Here is a 19,075-nt window from a genome sequence, read left to right on the forward strand (position 1 = left end):
CGCGCAGCAGTCCCGCGACGCTGAGGTGCTGGCGTGAGAACGGACCACTCATCAATACCTGCCTCGCAGCTTGAGAAGGTCGTGGCAGTATACTGATTCGGCTTCAAAAGTTTACGAAAGATTTTTTTCGGCTCAAAGCCAACTTATTGTTTCTAAAGCAGATATTTTTGCGGCGGGAATTGCTGAAGACCAGGTATCGAAGCGTTTGCGTCATCGTTAGTTCGCGCGACAGGGCGTGCGCACGGTCAAGGTTGCGGTGGGGCGAATGTGCGGCCCTTCAATGAGGGCTTCAATCTGGGCGAGCGCTGCCGCGAGGCCTTAACGAGCTGCTGTCAACGAACGGCGTAACTGCTGGATTGCCTCGGTCTGCGTCGGCGCGGTCATGCAGGATTCGATCAGCGCCGGATCGAGCGATGGCAGCTTCCGGCTGCGCTCGAGGGATTGGTACTGGTCGCCGTCGAGGCCGTAGACGTCGAGCCGCCTATCCTGCCAGAACCAGACCTCGGGCACCCCGAGCGCGCGATAGACCTCGAGCTTGTTCAATCCGCCGCTCGAGCGCACGACCTCGATGGCGATATCCGGCCGGCTGGGGTCGTCTCCGAGGGGTTCGAGCAGATAACACTCGTCGGGCTCGGCTCCCCGTTGTGCCAGCTTTGATTTGATGGTCCAGGAGCCCGCTCCGCTCAAGGCAACATCCATCTCGAGTGCCCAGATCTCGATCAGGCGGCCGATCGTTGTCTTATCGAACTCGTGATGCCGGGATGGGGTCATCAGCTCCAGCACTCCATCGATGAAGGTCAGCCTCGGGGTCGCGGATTCACCGCGGATCTCGAGCAGACGCTCGTAGTCGTTCCATTCGGCGTGATCGAGCACGACGAGTTGATCGTCCGCTTGCATGGCTCGAAGCGCGGGGCGGCGAGCCGATGAGTCGACGGTGCGTTCAGCGGTCAGGGTCATGGCGAGCCTCGGGTGAAAGGGATCTGCGAACCTTGAGCCTATCGCCGGATGGATGCCGGGACACCGAGATCCCCAACGCAGTTGATGCAGGCGAAGTGGATGCGATCACGACACCGTCGACCAGATCTCGGTAACAGGAATGCACAAATTCGGCAGTAGCATGGGCGTTACCACCTCTGTCGGGTCTGGCCGCAGCATCACGCGATAGCCGTCTGCCCCTGGCTCGCGATAGATCTCCAGACGCTGTTGCTTCAGATCGAGGAGCCAGACCTCGGGGACGCCGTGAGCGGCGTAAAGGGGAACCTTGATCTCCTGATCGTAGCGCGGCGAGGTATCGCAGATCTCGATCACCAGCAGGGTGTCAGCGGGCGTTGGATTCGCATTCTCATAGAAGTCTTCGCGCGGACGCAGCAGCATCAGATCCGGTTCGGGCTCCGAGTCGGGGCGTAACGTGAGCGGGTCTTGCACGGCGACCAAAGCGTCGTCTCCGGCACCGCGGGTTAGCAACCGATTCAGTCGTTTGTTCTTACCGGCGTGGTTCGGTTTGATAGGCGGCATCGCGCGGAGCTCCCCTTCGATCAGCTCGACGCGATCGTCTTCATCGAAGATCCCGGCGTTGATCATCTGGTGATAGGCATCCACCCCCAAACGGAACACCGGGCGGAGCTCTGTCAGGGTCGGTTGAGTGTCGACGACGGTCATTGTGGGATCTCCGGGGCGACAAGCAAAAACAGCTAACACCGATCGCTTCGCGCCGCGGCTTGCATCGGATCACCGAAGCGCGCCTGCAATGTTAGCCAATCGGGCCTGCCTTCGTAGACGGGAAGGAAGCCGTTACGGCGTGGTTCTGCGATACCGGCGGCTCAGCAATGCCGGATACCGTGAATCACACGGGATGCATCGTCCGGGGATGCATCGTCCGTGGAGGCACCGTGCCATGAGCGTTAGGACCGATCTGGCACTCGGGGCGCTTGCTCGGCGAGCACCTTGACAACCGCTGCGGTCAGCCGCTGGAGTTCGGCGTCGCTGATGGCGAACGGCGGCATCAGATAGACCAGGCGCCCGAACGGGCGCACCCAGACCCCGCGCTCGACGAAGCGGCGCTGGATCGCGCGCATCGTGACCGGCTGCACCATTTCGACTACGCCGATGGCGCCGAGCACGCGCACCTCGGCGACGCCGGGCAGGTCGCGGCAAGGCGCGAGGCCGGCCGCGAGGGCGCGTTCGATCCGCGCGATATTGGCCTGCCACGCTTGGCCTTCGGTTCTCCTGCTAACGTCTCCGCGCTGGTCGCCGACACGGGTCGCCTCATCGGAGAGTCCGGCGCTGCGGCGGTTGGTGGAGGCACCGACGGCGAGGCTGCCGACGCAGTTGCCGTGAGCGCGGCTGCTTGCCGCGACGCCCGGTTCCTCAGGATGGGGGCTCACGTCGAGGCTCGTCGCCGTCCTCGAACCGGCGCGGTCGGCGGCGCTTGCGCGAGTTCCCGCCTCGGAGGGTGTCTCCGATAGGGGATTCGGCTCAAGCAACAGGTCGATACTGGCGTTGGCGATCGCGCAGGCGAGCGGGTTGCCCATGAAGGTCGGGCCGTGCATGAAGGCACCCGGCTCGGCGCTGGAGATGGTTTCGGCGACCTGCTTGGTGGCCAGCGCTGCCGCCGAGGTCAGATAGCCGCCGGTGAGGGCCTTGCCGAGCGCCATGATGTCCGGGCTGATCCCGGCATGCTCGCAGGCGAATAGCTTGCCGGTGCGCCCGAAGCCGGTCGCGATCTCGTCGGCGATCAGGAGCACGCCATGGGCGTCGCAGAGCTCACGGACGCGCTGCAGGTACTCGGCCGAGTAGAAGCGCATGCCGCCGGCGCCCTGGACGATCGGCTCGAGGATCACCGCCGCGATCTCGTCGCGATGGGTCTCGATCAGCTGCTCGAACTCGGCGATCTCGGCGTCGCTGCAGGGCTCGCCGAAGCGCGGTGCCGGCGCCGGCGCGAAGAACTGCTGCGGAAGCACCTGGTTGAACAGGTGGTGCATGCCGGTCACCGGGTCGCAGACCGACATCGCATGGAAGGTGTCGCCGTGGTAGCCGGAGCGCACGGTCAGAAACCGCGCGCGGCGCGTCTCGCCGCGGGCCTGCTGATACTGCATCGCCATCTTCATCGCGACCTCGACCGCGACCGAGCCCGAGTCGCAGAGGAACACATGCTGCAACGGCTCGGGTGTGATCCAGACCAGCCGCTCGACCAGCCCCACGGCCGGGGCGTGGGTCAGCCCGCCGAACATCACGTGCGCCATCTGCTCGAGCTGCTCGCGCGCGGCCTGATTGAGCGCCGGATGGTTGTAGCCGTGGATCACGCACCACCAGGAGGCCATGCCGTCGATCAATCGGCGGCCGTCCATCAGCTCGAGCTCGCAGCCGTGCGCGGCCCGGACCGGATAGACCGGGTCGCGGTCGATGGTCGAGGTGTAGGGGTGCCAGGCATGGCGTCGGTCGAGCTCGAGCAACCGCTCGATCTCAGGTGGCTGCGGGGATGCGTTGCGACGGCTCATAAGCGATTATCGGCTGGCGGTGTCTGCGACTGGCGCTGTCGGCAGGCTCAGCGCGTATCGCGGCGCTGGCCGATGCCGTGCTCGCGCGCGAAGTCGAGCATGCGCTGGATCGGGATCACCGCGCGCTGGCGGGTCGACTCGTCGATCCGGATCTCCTGATCGCCGCGCTCGAGGACCGCGGCCAGGTTCTGCAAGGCATTCATCGCCATCCACGGGCAATGCGCGCAGCTCTCGCAGGTGGCGCCTTCGCCGGCGGTCGGGGCGGCGATCAGCTGCTTGTCCGGCGCGAGCTGGTGCATCTTCCAGAAGATGCCCTCGTCGGTGGCAACGATGAATTCAGCGTTGGGCAGGTCGCGCACGGCGTTGATCAGCTGTGTCGTCGAGCCGACGACATCGGCCTGATCGATGACCTCCTCGGGGGACTCCGGATGGACCAGCACGGCCGCATCCGGGTGCAGCCGGCGCACCCGCTCGAGCGCGAACCCCTTGAACTCCTCGTGGACGACGCAGGCGCTGTCCCAGAGCAGCATGTCGGCGCCGGTCATCCGCTGCACATAACGGCCGAGGTATTTGTCCGGGGCCCAGAGGATCTTCTCCCCTTGCGCGTGCAGGTGCTTGACGATCGGCAGGGCGATGCTCGAGGTCACGACCCAGTCCGCGCGCGCCTTGACCTCGGCGCTGGTGTTGGCATAGACGACCACGGTGCGATCGGGATGGGCGTCGCAGAAGGCGCTGAAGGCGTCCGCCGGGCAGCCCTCGTCCAGCGAGCAGGTCGCCTGCAGCGTTGGCATCAGCACCCGCTTCTCGGGGTTCAGGATCTTGGCGGTCTCGCCCATGAAGCGCACGCCGCAGACCACCAGGGTCTTGGCGTCGCTCTCGCTGCCGAAGCGCGCCATCTCCAGCGAGTCGGCGACATGGCCGCCGGTCTCCTCGGCCAGCGCCTGCAGGTCACCGTCGACATAGTAGTGCGCGACCAGAACCGCATCCTGCTCGGCGAGCAGGCGCTTGATTCGGTCTTTGAGCGCCTCCTTCGCGGTCCCGTCGAGGGCGGGCCAGGTCGGGTGGGCCGGGACCTCGATGCGGTCGCGGACGGGGGTTTCGGCGTTGGCGGTGTTCATACTGAATCTCCGGGCTCCCTGCATTGAGGGGCGCTGATACCTCGCTGCGCTTGGCGCCTGTAGCCGGACCCGAACGTATCGGTTTGGCCACGTGCGCGCGCGCTCATTTCAAGTACGTGATCCGATCGCGTCCGGTGAGGCGGTAGACGCGAGCCGGCCGGTGCTTGCCGCGGCGCCGCAGCTCGCCGGTCGCTTCGATCTGCTCCAGTGCCTGGGCCCACTTTCGGAAGTTACGCTTATCGATCTCGGCATCAACCAGGGTCTCGTAGACCTGCTGCAGCTCGCCGAGCGTGAAGGTTTCCGGCAGCAATTGGAAGGCGATGGTCGAATAGTCCAGCTTTGAGATCAGCCGCCGATGGGCGACCGCGATGACCTCGTCGTGATCGAATGCGAGCGGCGGCAGGGCCTTCACCGGGAACCAGGCCGCAGCGGCCGCATCGTCGCCGGCGCGCACTGACAGCTGCTCTTCCGGCGCCAGGGCGAGGTAAGCGACGCTGATGACGCGCTCGCGCGGGTCGCGCCCTGGTCGTCCGAAGGTCCCGAGCTGCTCGAGATAAAGATTCTCGACACCGGTCTCCTCGGCAAGCTCGCGCGCGGCACAGTCGTCGAGGTCTTCATCGATATCGACGAAGCCACCTGGCAACGCCCAGCTGCCCTTGAACGGCTCGTTGCCGCGCTCGATCAGCAGCAGCTGCAGCGCGTCGTCGCGAATCGTGAAGAGCACGACGTCGGTCGTCACCGCTGGATGTGGGTAGCGGTAGCAGTAGGGCTGGTCGGTGTCTTCGCGCGAATCGGTCATCTCGAGTTGGGCATGGTTGCGCTGTTGCACTCAACTGAAAAGCGGTCCGAACCGACGGCTAGGGGCCTGGCGGTTTCAACATCCCACTTCAGCTGAGCGGTTACCTGCTCTGGGCAGCGGCTAGCGACCGCTTCTCACTCAAAGTTAGTGTTAAAACTACACCTTTGCAAGCTCGAGATTGCGCCGCACTGCGAACCGTTTGCGAATGATGTCGGCAATGGATGTCAGGCTCGGCTCCCGCTCGCTCTTGCTGTGTCGCCGGATGAATGCGGCGGATGAATGCGGCGGATGAATACGGCACATGCCTGACTGGTGTAGGCGCTGGTTCCCTCCAGCAGTGGATGCTGACGGCCGCGTCGTCGGCGGCTTCCATGCAGCGGTTAATGGTGCGACGATTCAGCTGCGGTGGGCTGATTCAACGGTCTGCGGCGATCGGCCGCGTTTGGAGTAGGCCTTCCCTTGGAAGGCCGCTTCTCGGTACTGGCCAGCAATAGCAATAACACCATGTGAGAGAGGAATCCGGCGATGAAGATCACGACAATGTCGCTTGCGGTCACGTTCGCGATGACCAGTCTTGCCGCCTCAGCGGACGAGGCTGCACTGCGCCAGAAGGCGATCGATGCCGGGCTCGAACCCGTGCCCTATGGCCTCCAGCAGGTTGAGGACAATCCGGTCACGCGCGAGAAGATCGCGTTGGGCAAGATGCTGTTCTTCGATCCGCGGCTGTCGGCGAGCGGCGTGATCAGCTGCAACACCTGCCATAACGTCGGCACCGGCGGCGACGACAATCTGCCGACCTCGGTCGGGCATGGTTGGCAGACGGGGCCGCGCAATTCACCGACGGTGTTCAATGCCGTGTTCAATGTCGCCCAGTTCTGGGACGGTCGCGCAGAGGACCTGAAGGCGCAGGCAAAGGGACCGGTGCAAGCGGGCGTTGAGATGGCTAACGAGCCCGAGCAGGTGGTCAGGACCCTAAACAGCATGCCGGAGTACGTTGAGCGCTTCGGTCTTGCCTTCCCCGGCGAGGAGGACGCGGTCACCTTCGATAACATGGCCAAGGCGATCGAAGCCTTCGAGGTGACCCTGGTGACGCCCAACGCGCCCTTCGATCAGTGGCTCGAGGGCAATGACGGTGCGATGAGCGATGAACAGAAGGCCGGTCTCGAGCTCTTCATCGACAAGGGCTGTGCCGCCTGCCACAGCGGTGTCAACATCGGCGGACAGGACTACTATCCGTTCGGTCTGATCAAGCGGCCCGGCGCCGATATCCTGCCGCCCGAGGACAAGGGTCGCTTCCAGGTCACCGAGACCGCTTCGGATGAGTACGTGTTCCGGGCGGCGCCGCTGCGCAATATCGCGCTGACCGCGCCGTACTTCCACTCGGGCCAGATCTGGGATCTCGAGCAGGCCGTTGCGGTGATGGGCACGGCCCAGCTCGGTACCCAGCTCTCCGATGACGAGGCGGCCACGATTGCGGCCTTCCTCGAGGCCCTCACCGGCGAGCAGCCGACCATCGAGTATCCGACGCTGCCGCTGGAGACCGACGCGACGCCGAAGCCCCGCTTGTAGCGGTCGACAAACGGCGGCTGCGCTGCGCAGCCGCCTGCGCGTAGCCGCCGTTCAGTGCGTCAGGACCGGTCCTGTCTCGAATTCAGCGCGAATAGCTCGGCAGCGCGTCCGCGGGGTCTACCGCGGCATCCGGTCGTGCTGCGGTGATCTCCGCCGGGCGCGCGCCGTCGCGCCAGAGCCAGGCCGCGCCGCGCACGCCGCTGGAGTCGCCGAAACGCGGCGGGACGATCCGGGTGGCGAGCCCGTCGCTGAAGGCGTGCGGCTGGATGCGCTCCGGCAGGTTGGTGTAGAGCCTTCGCAGGTTCGAGAGCCCGCCGCCGAGCACGATCACTTCGGGGTCGAGCAGGTTGATGACGCTGGCCAAGGCCCGGGCGAGCCGCCCTTCGTGGCGTTCCAATGCGGCTTCGGCGTCGCGATCACCCTGCGCCGCCGCGTCCGCGATCTCCTCGCCGGTCAGCCGGCGGCCGGTGCTGCGCTCGAGGTCGGCGGACAACGCGGGACCAGAGACCCAGGTCTCGATGCAGCCGCGCTTGCCACAATAGCACTCAGGACCGGGGAGTTCGTCCGGGGCAGGCCAAGGAAGCGGGTTGTGGCCCCATTCGCCGGCGATCGCGTTCGGGCCGCTGAGTAACTGCCCGTGCACCGTGATGCCGCCGCCGGTGCCGGTGCCGATGATCACACCGAATACCGATGCGGCGCCGGCCGCGGCGCCGTCGGTGGCCTCAGAGAGCGTGAAGCAATCGGCGTCGTTGGCGAGCCGGACCGGACGCCCGAGGCGCTGCGCGAGGTCCGCGTCCAGCGCGCGGTCATTGAGCCAGACGGAGTTGGCGTTTCGCACGTGGCCCGTGAACGGCGACAATGCGCCTGGGGTGCCGACACCGACTGTTGTCTGGACGCCAAGCACTGATTCCAGCTCGGCGACGAGCTGAGCAATCGCATCGAGGGTGCCCGGGTAGTCGCCGCGCGGTGTGGCGATGCGCTTCCGCGCCAGCATGCGGCCGTCTGCGGCGAGCGCGGCGGCCTCAATCTTGGTGCCGCCGAGGTCGATGCCGATATGCACTGGCGCGCCCATCGAGCCGATGCCATCGAGCCGATGCGGCTCAGCCCTTGAGCGGCGGCGTCTTCAGTCCGCGCGGGTTGGTGAAGCGTTCGTTCAGGTTCTGCACATAGGCCTCGCAATCATGCAGGACCTTCGACACCCGGCCTTCTGACCAGTCGTTCCAGCCCAAAGGCTTACCGGAGAAGACGGTGCGCCAGCTGCGCGTGTTGAGCTGAAACGCGTTCAGCACATCGCCGGGCAGGCGCTCATCGCGCATCTGCTTGCGCAGCCAGGGCAGCACGCTCAGCGCGGCGAGCTTGCGCACCCCGAGATGGGCGGCCACCAGCATGAGCACGACGACGAGCTCGGCGCCTTCGAGCCCGTACGAGATGCCCATCCCTTCGATGGCTTGCAGCCAGCTTGGCTGATAGGAGAGCCCCTCCCAGTGGCCGGCTGAGACGCTCCAGAACAGGAACACGATCAGGAGCGCAGTCAGGATGAGCCCGTCGGCGAACAGGGTCCGGCTGCGCCAGCGGCGCACCGCGGTCTCGAGCAGCGGTACGGTCTCATCGGCGAAGGTGGTAGCGGTATGGCGCAGCGAGGCGACGATGCGATAGGCGCGCTCGATCTCGACCTGGTCCATGCGCTCGTAGATCTCGTTGAGGTCCTGATCACGCTTGCGCTCGAACCGCTCGCGCTTGGCACCGTCCTGAATCGAGGGGGCAGAGCCGCTGAATACCGTGTAGAAGCGTCCCGTGGTCATGCCCACCTCGCCCAGCGCACGGAGCCAGGCGGCGACGACATCCTCCGGGTTGTCTTCCTTGGCAGCTGTGTCGAGCTGATTCAGCACATAGAGGAACTTGCTCGAGTCGGGCCGGTTCTTGGTCCGGACGACGAGATGCTGCAGCGTGTCGCGCATCGCCCCCGGTTCGGGATGGCGGGCATCGAACAGCACCAGCACCAGATCGGAGAGGTCGATCATGTGGTCGGTGATGCTGAGGATCGCGTCGCGCTGGGCGTCGGCGTCGAAGCCGGGCGAGTCGATCAGGATCTTGCCCCGCAGCCGGTCGCTGCAGCAGGTCTTGAGCTGCAGATAGGCATCGATCCGCTTGCCTTCACCGCCCGCCACGCGCTCGATCTCGCGCGACATCTGATAGAACGGAAAACGCGGGTCGGAGTCGAGTGAGACACCAGGTAGCGCGTGGCTGCGGCTCTCCGGGCTGTAGACGATGACGGTGAAGCGGTCGTCGACGGCCTGGTTGCCAGTGCGTTGGATGGCCTCGCCGAGGAAATCGTTGATGAAGGTCGACTTGCCGGCCGAGAATGTTCCAAGCACCGAGATCAATGGCCACCACGGAACCTGACTTGCGAAGGAACGGTTCTCGGGCAGTAGACCCATGTCGTAGGCGACGCGGTCGAGGGTCCGGAAACTCTGCACCGTGTTGAGCAGGATCGGGTTTTCCTGCTCGAGGTGGGCCTCGAGGTCGTTGAGACGCTTCTGCACGCTTTCCGGACCGGCGGCTGAAGACATGAGTGCTGCTCCTGTCGGTGGGCTTCGTTGTCGTGAGGTGTCGCTGGCGTTAAAGCGCTGCCCGAAGGCTGTTTCAGGCGCGCGGGTGTCAAGACCGAACGGCTGCGGATACTATACGCTTTGGCCCAAGCCGGGTAGTGTGCGCGAGGCCTTTGGCCAGGGTCGACCGGCTGCTGTAAAGCGCTCCTTGGTCAAGGGCTTAGCGCTGCGCCGGGGCCTCTTCGAGCCTGGTATGGCCGTCGAATCGCCTTCGTCTAAGGGGCTGATTTTTTTGGGCTAAATGCCCGGCTCGCTTGATATCGCGCCGCGTTTTCAGGATACTCCGCGGCTTGGCCTGTGTGCCGCCAGCGATAACGATCCAGACCGATAAGAACACACTCCGCGAAGGAGCTTGCACTGCGACATGTCCCTCGGCAACGGTTCTTGCCGCGCGTTGATCCGGATGGCAGCGCGTGCGACTCCGTTTGTCCGCGCAACGGCGGGCCGCCGCCGACAATACAGTTCTTGGGTACCCCGGAAAATGGGAAATCTGACTATGCGTATGCTCTCGACAGGGCTCATCGTCACGGTGAGCGCCATCATGTCCATGAGCGCCGTCCCGATCACGTCGGCGCAGCCGGTAGAGGATATCTATGTTGTCAAGCAGGCCGAGGGACTCCCGACAGTATCGGTCGGCGGCACCGTTGTTCCATACAAGGAGGTGACCTTGGCGGCGCAGCTTCCGGGACGGGTCGACTATCTGGCGGGGATCGAGGGCGACGCGTTCGAGCGCGGTGATCTGCTGGTCTCGCTCGACGCCAGCGAGCTCAAGGCGAAGCGCGAAGCGCTGCTGGCCCAGTTGGCCACCGCCGATGCGCAGCTTCGCAATGCCGGTGTGCAATACAGCCGCGAGCTCTATTCGCCGCGTGCGCGCCAATCACCGGGCGGCATGGCGGTGCCGAACCTGTTCGACCAGTTCTTTACGCGGCCGATGGAGGATTTCATCGGTGATCGTGACGTTGACGCGGAGCTGTCCGCTGATCTGTTCGCATCCGGCACTCAGATCCAGAAGGCGCGTAACGCCCTCATGCAGCTCCAGGCCGAACTTCGGGCGATCGAGGCGAAGCTACGTGATGCCCGCTCGATCGCGCCTTTCGATGGGGTGATCGTGAAGAAGTTCATCGAAGCGGGTGACACCGTGCAGCCGGGCCAGCCGCTGCTTGACTATGCCGATGTCGAGTATCTGCAGGTCGAGGTCGATGTGCCGGCGCGTCTGCGACCGGGACTGCGCGAGGGCGCGATGCTGCGCGCTGAGCTGGATGTGCCCGTGCGCGGCGCCGACAAGGGTGACGGCGACCCAGGTAACGTGCCGGTGCGTGTCGCCCAGGTGTTTCCGATGGCCGATCCGCAGCGCCATACCGTCAAGGTGAAGTTTGACTTGCCGAAGGGTGTTTCCGAGCCCGGGATGTACGCCAAGGTCTTGGTCCCTGATTTCAGCGCGCCGGCCCGCGTCAATCCGGTCATCCCGCGCACCGCCATCCGCTACAACGGTAGCCTTCCGGGCGTCTACGTGTTGGATGAGGAAGGCAACGCGCAGCTGCGGCTGATCCGCGTCGGTGAGCCGACTCCCCGGGGCGGCGTCACGGTGCTTAGCGGGCTGCGCGCGGGCGAGCGAATCCTCAGCAACCCAGGACCAGGCGTTGCAACAGGCTGGTCGCCGGACGACCGTTCGAGCCGCTGAAGCCGCCTGCTCTTGCCGGGGCTCGACAGTGTGCCCGCAGCCCCGAACCCCTCTCGCCCGATCCTGACGTAAGAAGCAAACCATGAGCCAGGACGATAGCCCAAGCACTGCCCCTGCGGAACAAGATCGCAACCTCGCCTCGATGGACGGCGATGCACTCGGCCTCGCGGGTCGCACGGCCCGCTTCTTCATCCGCTCGCCACTTTCGCCGCTGCTCTATGTCGCGATGCTGATGATGGGTCTGCTCGGACTCATCGCGACGCCGCGCCAGGAGGACCCGCAGATCTCGGTGCCCATGATCGACATCATGGTCCAATACCCGGGGGCTGCGGCAGAGCAGGTGTCGAACCTCGCGATGCAGCCGCTCGAGCGGATCATGAGCGAGATCCCGGGTGTGAAGCACGTCTACTCGGCGGCCCAACGCGGACAGGGGATCGTCACCGTCGAGTTCGAGGTCGGCGAGGAGATGGGGCCGTCGCTGGTCAAGGTGAACGACAAGATCGCCTCGAACATGGACAAGATGCCGCCGGGGGTGATGCCGCCACTGGTCAAGACCAAAGGCATCGATGACGTGCCGATCGTGACCTTGACGCTCTGGTCGAAGGATGTCGACGGCAACGGCCGGCCGGATGTCGACGACGGGCAGCTGCGGCTGCTGGCGCAGGACGTGCTGCAATCCTTGAAAGAGGTCAAGGACACCGGCAACGCCTTCATCGTCGGCGGTCGGCGTGAGCAGATCACCGTCGACGCCTATCCGGAGCGCCTCTCGGGCTATCGCATCAGTCTTGACGAGGTCGCGAGCACGATCCGGGCGGCGAATGCCGAGACGACTGCGGGCGGGGTTGAGTCGAGTGGCTCGCATTTTTCGGTGACTTCCGGATCGTTCTTGGAAGGCCCCGAGGATATCGAGCGTTTGGTCGTGGGCACCTACAACGAGATTCCGGTCTACGTCCACGACATCGCCCGCGTTCGCCAAGGCCCCGAGGACGCCGACCAGCTTGTCGCCTACTACACTGGACCGGCGTTCCACGGGGAGCAGAGCGCCGATGGCGCGCCGGCGGTGACCATCGCGGTTGCAAAGAAGGAGCTGACCAACGGTGTCACCGTTGCCAACGCGATCCTTGAGAAGGTCGAAGAGATCAAGGGCGATCGTATCCCGAACAATGTCGAGGTCAGCGTCACCCGCAACTATGGCGAGACCGCCGACGAGAAGGTCTCGGAACTGATCTTCAAGCTCTTTATCGCGACCTTCTTCGTGTTCCTGCTGGTGCTGGCCGCGTTCCGGGCGTTGAAGCCGGCCATCGTGGTCATGCTGGTGATCCCGGTGGTGCTGCTGATGACCATCTTCATGGCCTGGATCACCGACTACACGATCGACCGTGTCAGTTTGTTCGCACTGATCTTCTCGATCGGCATCCTGGTCGACGACGCGATCGTCGTGGTCGAGAACATCTACCGGCGCTGGCTCGAAGAGGGCCGCACCGATGAATACACCGCGGTCGATGCCGTGCGCGAGGTCGGCAACCCGACCATCCTCGCGACCTTCACCGTGATCGCCGCGCTGCTGCCGATGGGCTTCGTCAGCGGGATGATGGGCCCGTACATGGAGCCAATCCCGGCCTTGGGCTCGGTGGCGATGCTGATCTCGCTGTTCGCGGCCTTCGTGTTCACGCCCTATCTCGCGATCTCGAAGTGGCTGCGGCCCTCGATGCGTTATCTGGAGGTGGCCGAGAAGCGCGAGCACAAGGAGGCCGAGAACCTCGAACGGCTCTACGTCGGCATCCTGACGCCGCTGATCGAGAACAAGACCAAACGCTTGATCTTCAAGCTCGTGCTCTGGGGGGCCTTCCTGTTCACCCTGACCTTCTTCTACTTTAAGTGGGTCCCGGTGAAGATGCTGCCGCTCGACAACAAGCCCGAGTTCTCGGTTGTGCTGGACATGCCCGAGGGGACGGCCTTGCCGGTGACGGCGAACCTGGCGCACAAGATGGCCGAGAAGGTTCGCGGCATGCCGGAGGTGACTGCGATCCAGCTCTATGCCGGTACCGCGCGGCCATTCGATTTCAACGGGATGGTGCGTCACTACTACCTGCGCTCCGACCCCTGGCAGGGGGAGCTGCAGGTCCAATTGACCAACAAGCATGACCGCGAGCGCACCAGTCACGAGATCGCGGTCGAGGCGCGCGAGCTGCTGAAACCGCTGGCGGACGAGCACGGCGCGCGGATCGCGGTGGTCGAGATGCCACCAGGCCCGCCGGTGCTGCAGTCGGTCGTCGCCGAGGTTCACGGGCCGAGTCCGGAGGTCCGGCGCGCCTTTGCACAGGAGCTGACCGATATCTTCTCGCAGGCCGAGAGCACTCGCGATGTCGATAACTATCTGCGCGAGTCGTTCGATTACTGGCGTTTTGACGTCGATACCGAGAAGGCGGTGCGCCGCGGCATCTCGGTCGATGCGATCAACCGCAATCTGACCATGGCGCTGGGTGGCTCAGAGATCGGCGACGTCAAGATGCGCGCAGGACACGAGCCGGTGAACATCGTCGTTCAGGTTCCACTGGCTGAGCGCTCCCAGATCGACCGACTCGGTGATCTGCCGATCCGCTCCAGCTCCGGTGTCACCGTGCCGTTGCGCGAGCTCGGTGATTTTGAGCGGGTCCCGGAAGAGGCGATCGTCTATCGCAAGGACTTGCGCGGCATCGAGTATGTTGTCGCCGATGTCGGCGGCACCCTGGCCGCGCCGGTCTATGCGATGCTGCAGATCGAGAAGCGGATCGACGAGATGGGCTATGTCGCCCCCGATGGCGTGAAGCCGGAGTCGTACTGGCTCGGCCCGCCGCCGTCGGATCAAGTCTCGTCGTTCGAATGGGGCGGCGAATGGACGGTGACCTACGAGACCTTCCGAGACATGGGCGCGGCCTTCGGTGTGGCCCTGGTCCTGATCTACATCCTTGTGGTCTGGGAGTTCGGCAACTTCCGCATCCCGCTCGTGATCATGGCGCCGATCCCGTTGACGCTGCTTGGGATCATCCCAGCCCATTGGGCTGCATTCGAGCTCGGTATCGGCGGTGAGTTCACGGCGACCTCGATGATCGGCTGGATCGCCCTCGCCGGCATCATCGTCCGGAACTCGATCCTGTTGGTCGACTTCTCGATCCATGAGGTCCAGAAGGGCGTTCCGGTGGCCGAGGCGGTGATCCGGGCCTGCAAGACAAGAACGAGGCCGATCGTGATCACCGCGCTGGCGCTGGTTGCGGGCTCGAGCGTGATCTTCACCGACCCGATCTTCCAGGGGATGGCGATCTCGCTGTCGTCCGGCGTGCTGGTCTCGACCATCCTGACCCTGATCGTGATCCCGCTCGGTTGTGTGGCGGCGAGCAAGGACCTCTGCGAGGTCGCCGTCGCCAGCGCGCCGCCTGGAATGAATGTTCCTTGTGCAGAAGGCCTCGACAGCGGTGAGGCCGAGCAGGCGCCATCGCGCAAACGGGCCGAAGGGACGACACCTGCTCCGCGCGGCGGCACAGTCTGGGCCAAGATTGGCAGCCTGTTGATGCTCGTTCTCTATGCGTTTCGCGGTATCTTTCTGCTGCTCTTCGATTGGATCAAAGGGATCTTGGTCAAGAAGCGCCGCGGCCAGGGCCCGAAGCCGGGTGGCGGCGGGAACGGGGGCTCCGGGACCTTGCCTAACGCATTGAGACGGGGTAACGCCGAGGTCGATGCCTCTTCGCCAACAGACGACGCCGGCGTACAGGCCGACAGGACAAGGACAGCTGAGCCGACTACAGTTAAGGAAGTGCCTGCAGAGGAGGCCGGAGAAACGGACGCGACGCCTACTCCAACAACGCGCAAGAAGGCACCGAGCAAGAAGGCGCCGAGCAAGAAGGGGCAAACGAAAAAGGCGACCAAGAAACGCGCATCCAGCAGCGGCACTGCTTCGGTGGCTAAAGGGTCGACCGCACCGAAGGCGGGCAAGAAGCCATCGAGACGGGGTATCCGTCTCAAGACCGACGAAGGCGACGGGCAGGCCGACGACGACGGGGGCTCAGGCGGTTAGGCGCGCCGCGCGTTGACGCCTCGGGTACGCCGGTCCTTGTCGGTTAGGCTGCGGTGTTGGTCGTGCTCGGACAGTCCGCGGTCTCCTTCTCGAGGCGGAAAACAGATTGATGCAGCGAACATTATGGCAGGATGGCAAATAAGACTCATGGCAGGTCCTCGCGGCAGGATAGGGTGGCCGCGTCGCCAATGGGTATCCTGGATACTCGCTGCATGGGTGATCATCTTGATCGGACTCCTCGGGACCACCGCGTGGGCCTGGAACCCGTACGATACCGATAGCAGCCGTGCCGGCGAGCCATACACTTGGCGCAGCTCGCCCGGCAGCTATCGGACTCCGAATGCTCCCCGGCGACCGGCGGCCGGAGCTAGGCATGATTCAGAGACCGGTTACGATCAGTGGGACCAATCAAGCCGGTGGTCCATGCCGGGTGACCGTTCCGATCAGCGTTGGCCCGACGAGCCGTCGAGCGTTGACTATGGCTGGGGGGATGCCTATGGTAGCTCCGACAACTGGTCTGGAGGCCAGCGCTGGCGGGATGAGCGAGGCGGCGCCTATGATGCGCCGTTGCCACCGGCGCCTCGAAGCGAGTTCCGATCGCGATCGTTGTATGAGGATTTCAGCCGGCATCGGCGGGGGCCTCAGGTGGGCTACCCCAAAGCGGGTGATCCGGGGCCTGATCGGATGGACTGGCGTGATGAGCGCTCGGGTCCGTGGGGCGCGATGTCTCGACAGACCGAAGTCGAAGCGGGGGTTCGTTATCGGGGTTACGAGTTCCGGCACGACCCCGATCTGGGCGCGCCGGGGCGACACCGTCAAAATGGTTGGGAGTTTCGACCTCTTACCAGCCGCGAGCAAGAGCGAATACGCAGCGAAGGACTCTATCCGCGCATCGACGAAGGCGACTATCGGCAGCGCGGGCCTTGGCGCAGTTACGAGGACGAAGGAACCGCATTCGGTTACCATTCGCGCGGCTCAGATTTCGGCGGTGAGCAGTACCCCGAGTTCCAGTGAGTCATGCTGGCCAGTCATGCTGTTCAGTCATGTTGGGCGAATGAGTGCAGGGTCTTGACAAGGGCTAGCGGCAAGGTCGGATGATCACAGTCATCGGGAGCCTGAAGGGCGGTTCGGGTAAGAGTACGCTGACGTTCAACGTCGGTGTCTGGTTGGCGATGGCCGAAGTCGACGTCCAGCTCGTCGACGCCGATCCGCAAGGCACCCTGACCGATGTCTGCGAGGTTCGGGATGAGGAGGGGTTCGAGCCTCGTCTCAAGCCCTGGGGAAGGTCTGAACTGACAACTGAGAAGCTGGCCGAGCATACCGAGACGGTGATCGATGTCGGCACCTCGGATATGGAGGGTCTGCGCACGGCGATCGGTCTCTGTGACCGGGTGGTCGTCCCGGTTCCTCCTTCCCAGGCCGACATCTGGTCGACCCAGCGCTTCATCCAGCTGGTCAAGTCAGTCGAGCGTGAACAGCCGGTGGAGATCGTCGGGTTCATCAATCGCGGGGATACCCATCATGCCGTTCGCGAGACCAACGAAGCGGCGGCGGCTTTGGTCTCGTTGCCCGATATCCGTTTTCTGAAGCCCCGCCTTTCGCAGCGCACCGTCTTCAGGCGTTCGTTTAGTGAGGGCCTTGCCGTCTTCGAGCTCGATCCGCGAGGCAAGGGGGCAAAGGAGTTTTATGGGCTTGCCGCGATGCTGTTCCCTCAGGTCTTGAGCTGAGCATCGAGGTGTTGCCAATCGAGCCGTTGCTTGTATAACCGAGCGTCCGTGTTAGGCTTTGCCGGTACGTCGACTGATCCGCTTGCGGCGGTCAGCCGCGTTTGGGCACTCAGAGAACAAGACAGCCGAAGGCCCGACGCGAGCTAACTACCGCGTGCAAGCGGTAGGAGCGGCATGAGAGAGGTCGTGAATGATGACAACGAAGACCCCGCACGAGCGAGATTCGCTGGAAGAGACGGGCGCGCCAAATGCGGAGGCAGAGGAGAACGAGCCCGTAGCGAGCCAGTTCGCGATGGATCGGTTGTCGCAAGCCTTCGAGACCAGCGCGCGCCGCTGGGAACTGATCGTCTACCCAACCCTGTTCGCATTTATCATCCTTGCGGCTTACGGCTTCTACCTGGTCTTCAGTTTGGCCAAGGACGTCCATTATCTGGCTATCAGCGTCGACTCGAATATGACGGTATTGGCGAGCAACATGCAGTCGATCTCGGACAACATGGGGCAGATCAGCTCCAACGTGCGCACGATGACCGTAGGGGTGGATTCGATGGCCCGCGACGTCGCCGTGCTCGAGCCGATGCTCAGCTCGATCGAGGCGATGGATCATTCGATGCGGTCGATGACCTTTACCACATCGACAATGCGCGATGATCTTGGCGCAATGAACCGAAATCTCGGCCGTCCAATGCACTTTATGAACTCATTCATGCCCTGGTGAGGGTGTCGGGTTAGGGTAGCGCTGATGGAAGGGGAAGTCGCAGCGCTTCAAGCAGAGGCCGAATGCGACGAGCCAGCAGCGACCCCTTCAGCGCCCATTCGGCTCGTCGTCGCGATCTCTTCGCGCGCGTTATTCGATCTCTCTGAGGCCCATCGGGTCTTCGAGGAGCAAGGTGTCGAGGCCTACCACGCCTATCAGGTCGCCAACGAAGGTGAGATCCTCGCTCCCGGTGTGGCCTTCGCGTTGACGCGCAAGCTGTTGGCGCTAAATGATAAGCTCGGCGAGCGCGGCCGGGTCGAGGTGATCCTGCTCTCGCGCAATAGCAGTGATACGGGCCTGCGCGTGTTCAACTCGATCCGTCACCACGGGCTCGCGATCCGCTGTGCGGCCTTTACCAGCGGTGCGAGTCCGTACCGGTATGTGTCGGCATTCGGCGCCCATCTGTTCCTCTCGGCTGATCGCGACGACGTGCGTCAGGCGCTGGCAGCCGGCTGCGCGGCCGCGACCATCTTGCCCGCCCCGGCGCGCGAATCGGTGGCGGGCGATGAGCAGCTGCGGCTCGCGTTCGACGGTGACGCGGTGCTGTTCTCGGACGAGTCCGAGCAGATCTTTCGCGCCGAAGGGTTGGAGGCATTCACCGCCAATGAGGTCGCCTCGGCGCGGCAACCATTGTCCGATGGGCCGTTCAAGGGCTTTCTGCTGGCGCTTCGGCGCATCCAGGCGCTGTTCCCGATCGACGAGGTGCCGCTGCGCACAGCGCTGATCACCGCGCGTGGCGCGCCCACCCACGAACGGGTCGTGAGGACCCTCCGAGCCTGGAATATCCGTATCGACGAGTCGCTGTTTCTCGATGGCCTCGGTAAGGGGCCGTTCTTGGCGGCATTCGACGCCGACATCTTCTTCGATGACCAGGAGCATCACTGCCGCGATACACTCGGCCATGTTGCGACCGGGCATGTGCCGCACGGCGTCGCCAACGCCGGCTGAGGTCGAATCCGGCGACGCGCTGCTGTCGGAGGTGATCCCAGTCCGGCGTCGGCTCGGACACCTCTTCCCAGGTGGGCTGTCCTCGTGCGGGCATCATCGCCGACGGACGCGTCGGCTCACGCACTCGTGCCAGCAGCGTGGCCCAGCGATAGCGCGCCGCGGAGTCAGCATTCGGAATGTGCTCGTTCGAAAGGACTTCCTCGCTGCGTACCCATTAGCCCCGCGTTGAACGCAGCATCCTCCGCATTGATCGTCCGGGCATTGGGGGTCTTTGAAGGACCAATCCTGTGTGACGGACAAAATGACCCGCTCGGCGAAC

14 protein-coding genes are annotated in these 19,075 nt (G+C 64.3%); 7 read left to right on the forward strand and 7 right to left on the reverse strand.

Going from position 1 to position 19,075, the window contains the following annotated elements; all coding sequences use genetic code 11:
• Positions 1 to 318: 318 nt before the first annotated feature.
• The 5 genes from CKO40_RS16475 to CKO40_RS16500 form a co-directional block, all read right to left on the reverse strand.
• Positions 319 to 957: a Uma2 family endonuclease gene (locus tag CKO40_RS16475; RefSeq protein ID WP_242477125.1), complete on the reverse strand. Its 639-nt coding sequence runs from the start codon at positions 955 to 957 to the stop codon at positions 319 to 321.
• Positions 958 to 1,062: 105 nt separating this feature from the next.
• Positions 1,063 to 1,659, reverse strand: a complete 597-nt coding sequence (locus CKO40_RS16480) for a Uma2 family endonuclease (RefSeq protein ID WP_200347518.1) — start codon at positions 1,657 to 1,659, stop codon at positions 1,063 to 1,065.
• A 242-nt stretch (positions 1,660 to 1,901) separates the two neighbouring features.
• A complete protein-coding gene (gene bioA, locus CKO40_RS24495) occupies positions 1,902 to 3,497 on the reverse strand; it encodes an adenosylmethionine--8-amino-7-oxononanoate transaminase (protein WP_242477126.1) in 1,596 nt (531 codons plus the stop codon).
• A gap of 47 nt (positions 3,498 to 3,544) precedes the next feature.
• Positions 3,545 to 4,615, reverse strand: a complete 1,071-nt coding sequence (gene nadA / locus CKO40_RS16495; RefSeq protein ID WP_200347520.1) for a quinolinate synthase NadA — start codon at positions 4,613 to 4,615, stop codon at positions 3,545 to 3,547.
• Between the two features lie 103 nt (positions 4,616 to 4,718).
• Positions 4,719 to 5,414, reverse strand: a complete 696-nt coding sequence (locus CKO40_RS16500) for an NUDIX hydrolase (protein ID WP_200347522.1) — start codon at positions 5,412 to 5,414, stop codon at positions 4,719 to 4,721.
• A 525-nt stretch (positions 5,415 to 5,939) separates the two neighbouring features.
• On the opposite strand from CKO40_RS16500, the gene CKO40_RS16505 reads away from it, so the two are divergent.
• The gene (locus CKO40_RS16505) at positions 5,940 to 6,983 is read left to right on the forward strand and encodes a cytochrome-c peroxidase (RefSeq protein ID WP_200347524.1); all 1,044 of its coding nucleotides are present in this window, start codon (positions 5,940 to 5,942) and stop codon (positions 6,981 to 6,983) included.
• Between the two features lie 82 nt (positions 6,984 to 7,065).
• Here the strand turns inward: CKO40_RS16505 and CKO40_RS16510 are convergent, their stop codons facing one another.
• Positions 7,066 to 8,055 carry an ROK family protein gene (locus tag CKO40_RS16510; RefSeq protein ID WP_200347525.1) on the reverse strand — a complete coding sequence of 330 codons (990 nt, stop codon included), beginning with the start codon at positions 8,053 to 8,055 and terminating at the stop codon, positions 7,066 to 7,068.
• Between the two features lie 28 nt (positions 8,056 to 8,083).
• The gene (locus CKO40_RS16515; RefSeq protein ID WP_200347526.1) at positions 8,084 to 9,553 is read right to left on the reverse strand and encodes a dynamin family protein; all 1,470 of its coding nucleotides are present in this window, start codon (positions 9,551 to 9,553) and stop codon (positions 8,084 to 8,086) included.
• Positions 9,554 to 10,133: 580 nt separating this feature from the next.
• Here CKO40_RS16515 and CKO40_RS16520 point away from each other — a divergent pair.
• The 6 genes from CKO40_RS16520 (at position 10,134) to CKO40_RS16545 (ending at position 18,756) form a co-directional block, all read left to right on the forward strand.
• On the forward strand, positions 10,134 to 11,273 hold the full coding sequence (locus tag CKO40_RS16520) for an efflux RND transporter periplasmic adaptor subunit (protein WP_200347585.1): 1,140 nt from the start codon (positions 10,134 to 10,136) through the stop codon (positions 11,271 to 11,273).
• An 82-nt stretch (positions 11,274 to 11,355) separates the two neighbouring features.
• Positions 11,356 to 15,324 carry an efflux RND transporter permease subunit gene (locus CKO40_RS16525; protein WP_200347527.1) on the forward strand — a complete coding sequence of 1,323 codons (3,969 nt, stop codon included), beginning with the start codon at positions 11,356 to 11,358 and terminating at the stop codon, positions 15,322 to 15,324.
• A gap of 684 nt (positions 15,325 to 16,008) precedes the next feature.
• Positions 16,009 to 16,338 (forward strand): hypothetical protein, encoded by a 330-nt coding sequence (locus tag CKO40_RS16530; RefSeq protein ID WP_200347528.1) that lies wholly within the window; start codon positions 16,009 to 16,011, stop codon positions 16,336 to 16,338.
• A gap of 80 nt (positions 16,339 to 16,418) precedes the next feature.
• A complete protein-coding gene (locus CKO40_RS16535) occupies positions 16,419 to 17,051 on the forward strand; it encodes a ParA family protein (RefSeq protein WP_200347529.1) in 633 nt (210 codons plus the stop codon).
• 193 nt (positions 17,052 to 17,244) lie between these two features.
• Positions 17,245 to 17,769, forward strand: coding sequence for a hypothetical protein (locus tag CKO40_RS16540; RefSeq protein ID WP_200347530.1), 525 nt, complete (start codon positions 17,245 to 17,247; stop codon positions 17,767 to 17,769).
• Positions 17,770 to 17,793: 24 nt separating this feature from the next.
• Positions 17,794 to 18,756, forward strand: coding sequence for a 5'-nucleotidase (locus CKO40_RS16545; RefSeq protein ID WP_200347532.1), 963 nt, complete (start codon positions 17,794 to 17,796; stop codon positions 18,754 to 18,756).
• Positions 18,757 to 19,075: the final 319 nt, after the last annotated feature.

It is taken from the genome of Halochromatium glycolicum, from assembly GCF_016584085.1.
In the GTDB taxonomy this organism is placed as follows: domain Bacteria; phylum Pseudomonadota; class Gammaproteobacteria; order Chromatiales; family Chromatiaceae; genus Lamprobacter; species Lamprobacter glycolicus.

Bases quoted from the DNA above. Each gene is read 5' to 3' on its own strand.
- CKO40_RS16475 (WP_242477125.1), bottom strand. From the start codon at position 957: ATGACCCTGACCGCTGAACGCACCGTCGACTCATCGGCTCGCCGCCCC.
- CKO40_RS16535 (WP_200347529.1), top strand. From the start codon at position 16,419: ATGATCACAGTCATCGGGAGCCTGAAGGGCGGTTCGGGTAAGAGTACG.
- nadA (WP_200347520.1), bottom strand. From the start codon at position 4,615: ATGAACACCGCCAACGCCGAAACCCCCGTCCGCGACCGCATCGAGGTC.
- bioA (WP_242477126.1), bottom strand. From the start codon at position 3,497: ATGAGCCGTCGCAACGCATCCCCGCAGCCACCTGAGATCGAGCGGTTG.
- CKO40_RS16505 (WP_200347524.1), top strand. From the start codon at position 5,940: ATGAAGATCACGACAATGTCGCTTGCGGTCACGTTCGCGATGACCAGT.
- CKO40_RS16480 (WP_200347518.1), bottom strand. From the start codon at position 1,659: ATGACCGTCGTCGACACTCAACCGACCCTGACAGAGCTCCGCCCGGTG.
- CKO40_RS16530 (WP_200347528.1), top strand. From the start codon at position 16,009: ATGGACTGGCGTGATGAGCGCTCGGGTCCGTGGGGCGCGATGTCTCGA.
- CKO40_RS16500 (WP_200347522.1), bottom strand. From the start codon at position 5,414: ATGACCGATTCGCGCGAAGACACCGACCAGCCCTACTGCTACCGCTAC.
- CKO40_RS16525 (WP_200347527.1), top strand. From the start codon at position 11,356: ATGAGCCAGGACGATAGCCCAAGCACTGCCCCTGCGGAACAAGATCGC.
- CKO40_RS16545 (WP_200347532.1), top strand. From the start codon at position 17,794: ATGGAAGGGGAAGTCGCAGCGCTTCAAGCAGAGGCCGAATGCGACGAG.
- CKO40_RS16510 (WP_200347525.1), bottom strand. From the start codon at position 8,055: ATGGGCGCGCCAGTGCATATCGGCATCGACCTCGGCGGCACCAAGATT.
- CKO40_RS16515 (WP_200347526.1), bottom strand. From the start codon at position 9,553: ATGTCTTCAGCCGCCGGTCCGGAAAGCGTGCAGAAGCGTCTCAACGAC.
- CKO40_RS16520 (WP_200347585.1), top strand. From the start codon at position 10,134: ATGTCCATGAGCGCCGTCCCGATCACGTCGGCGCAGCCGGTAGAGGAT.
- CKO40_RS16540 (WP_200347530.1), top strand. From the start codon at position 17,245: ATGACAACGAAGACCCCGCACGAGCGAGATTCGCTGGAAGAGACGGGC.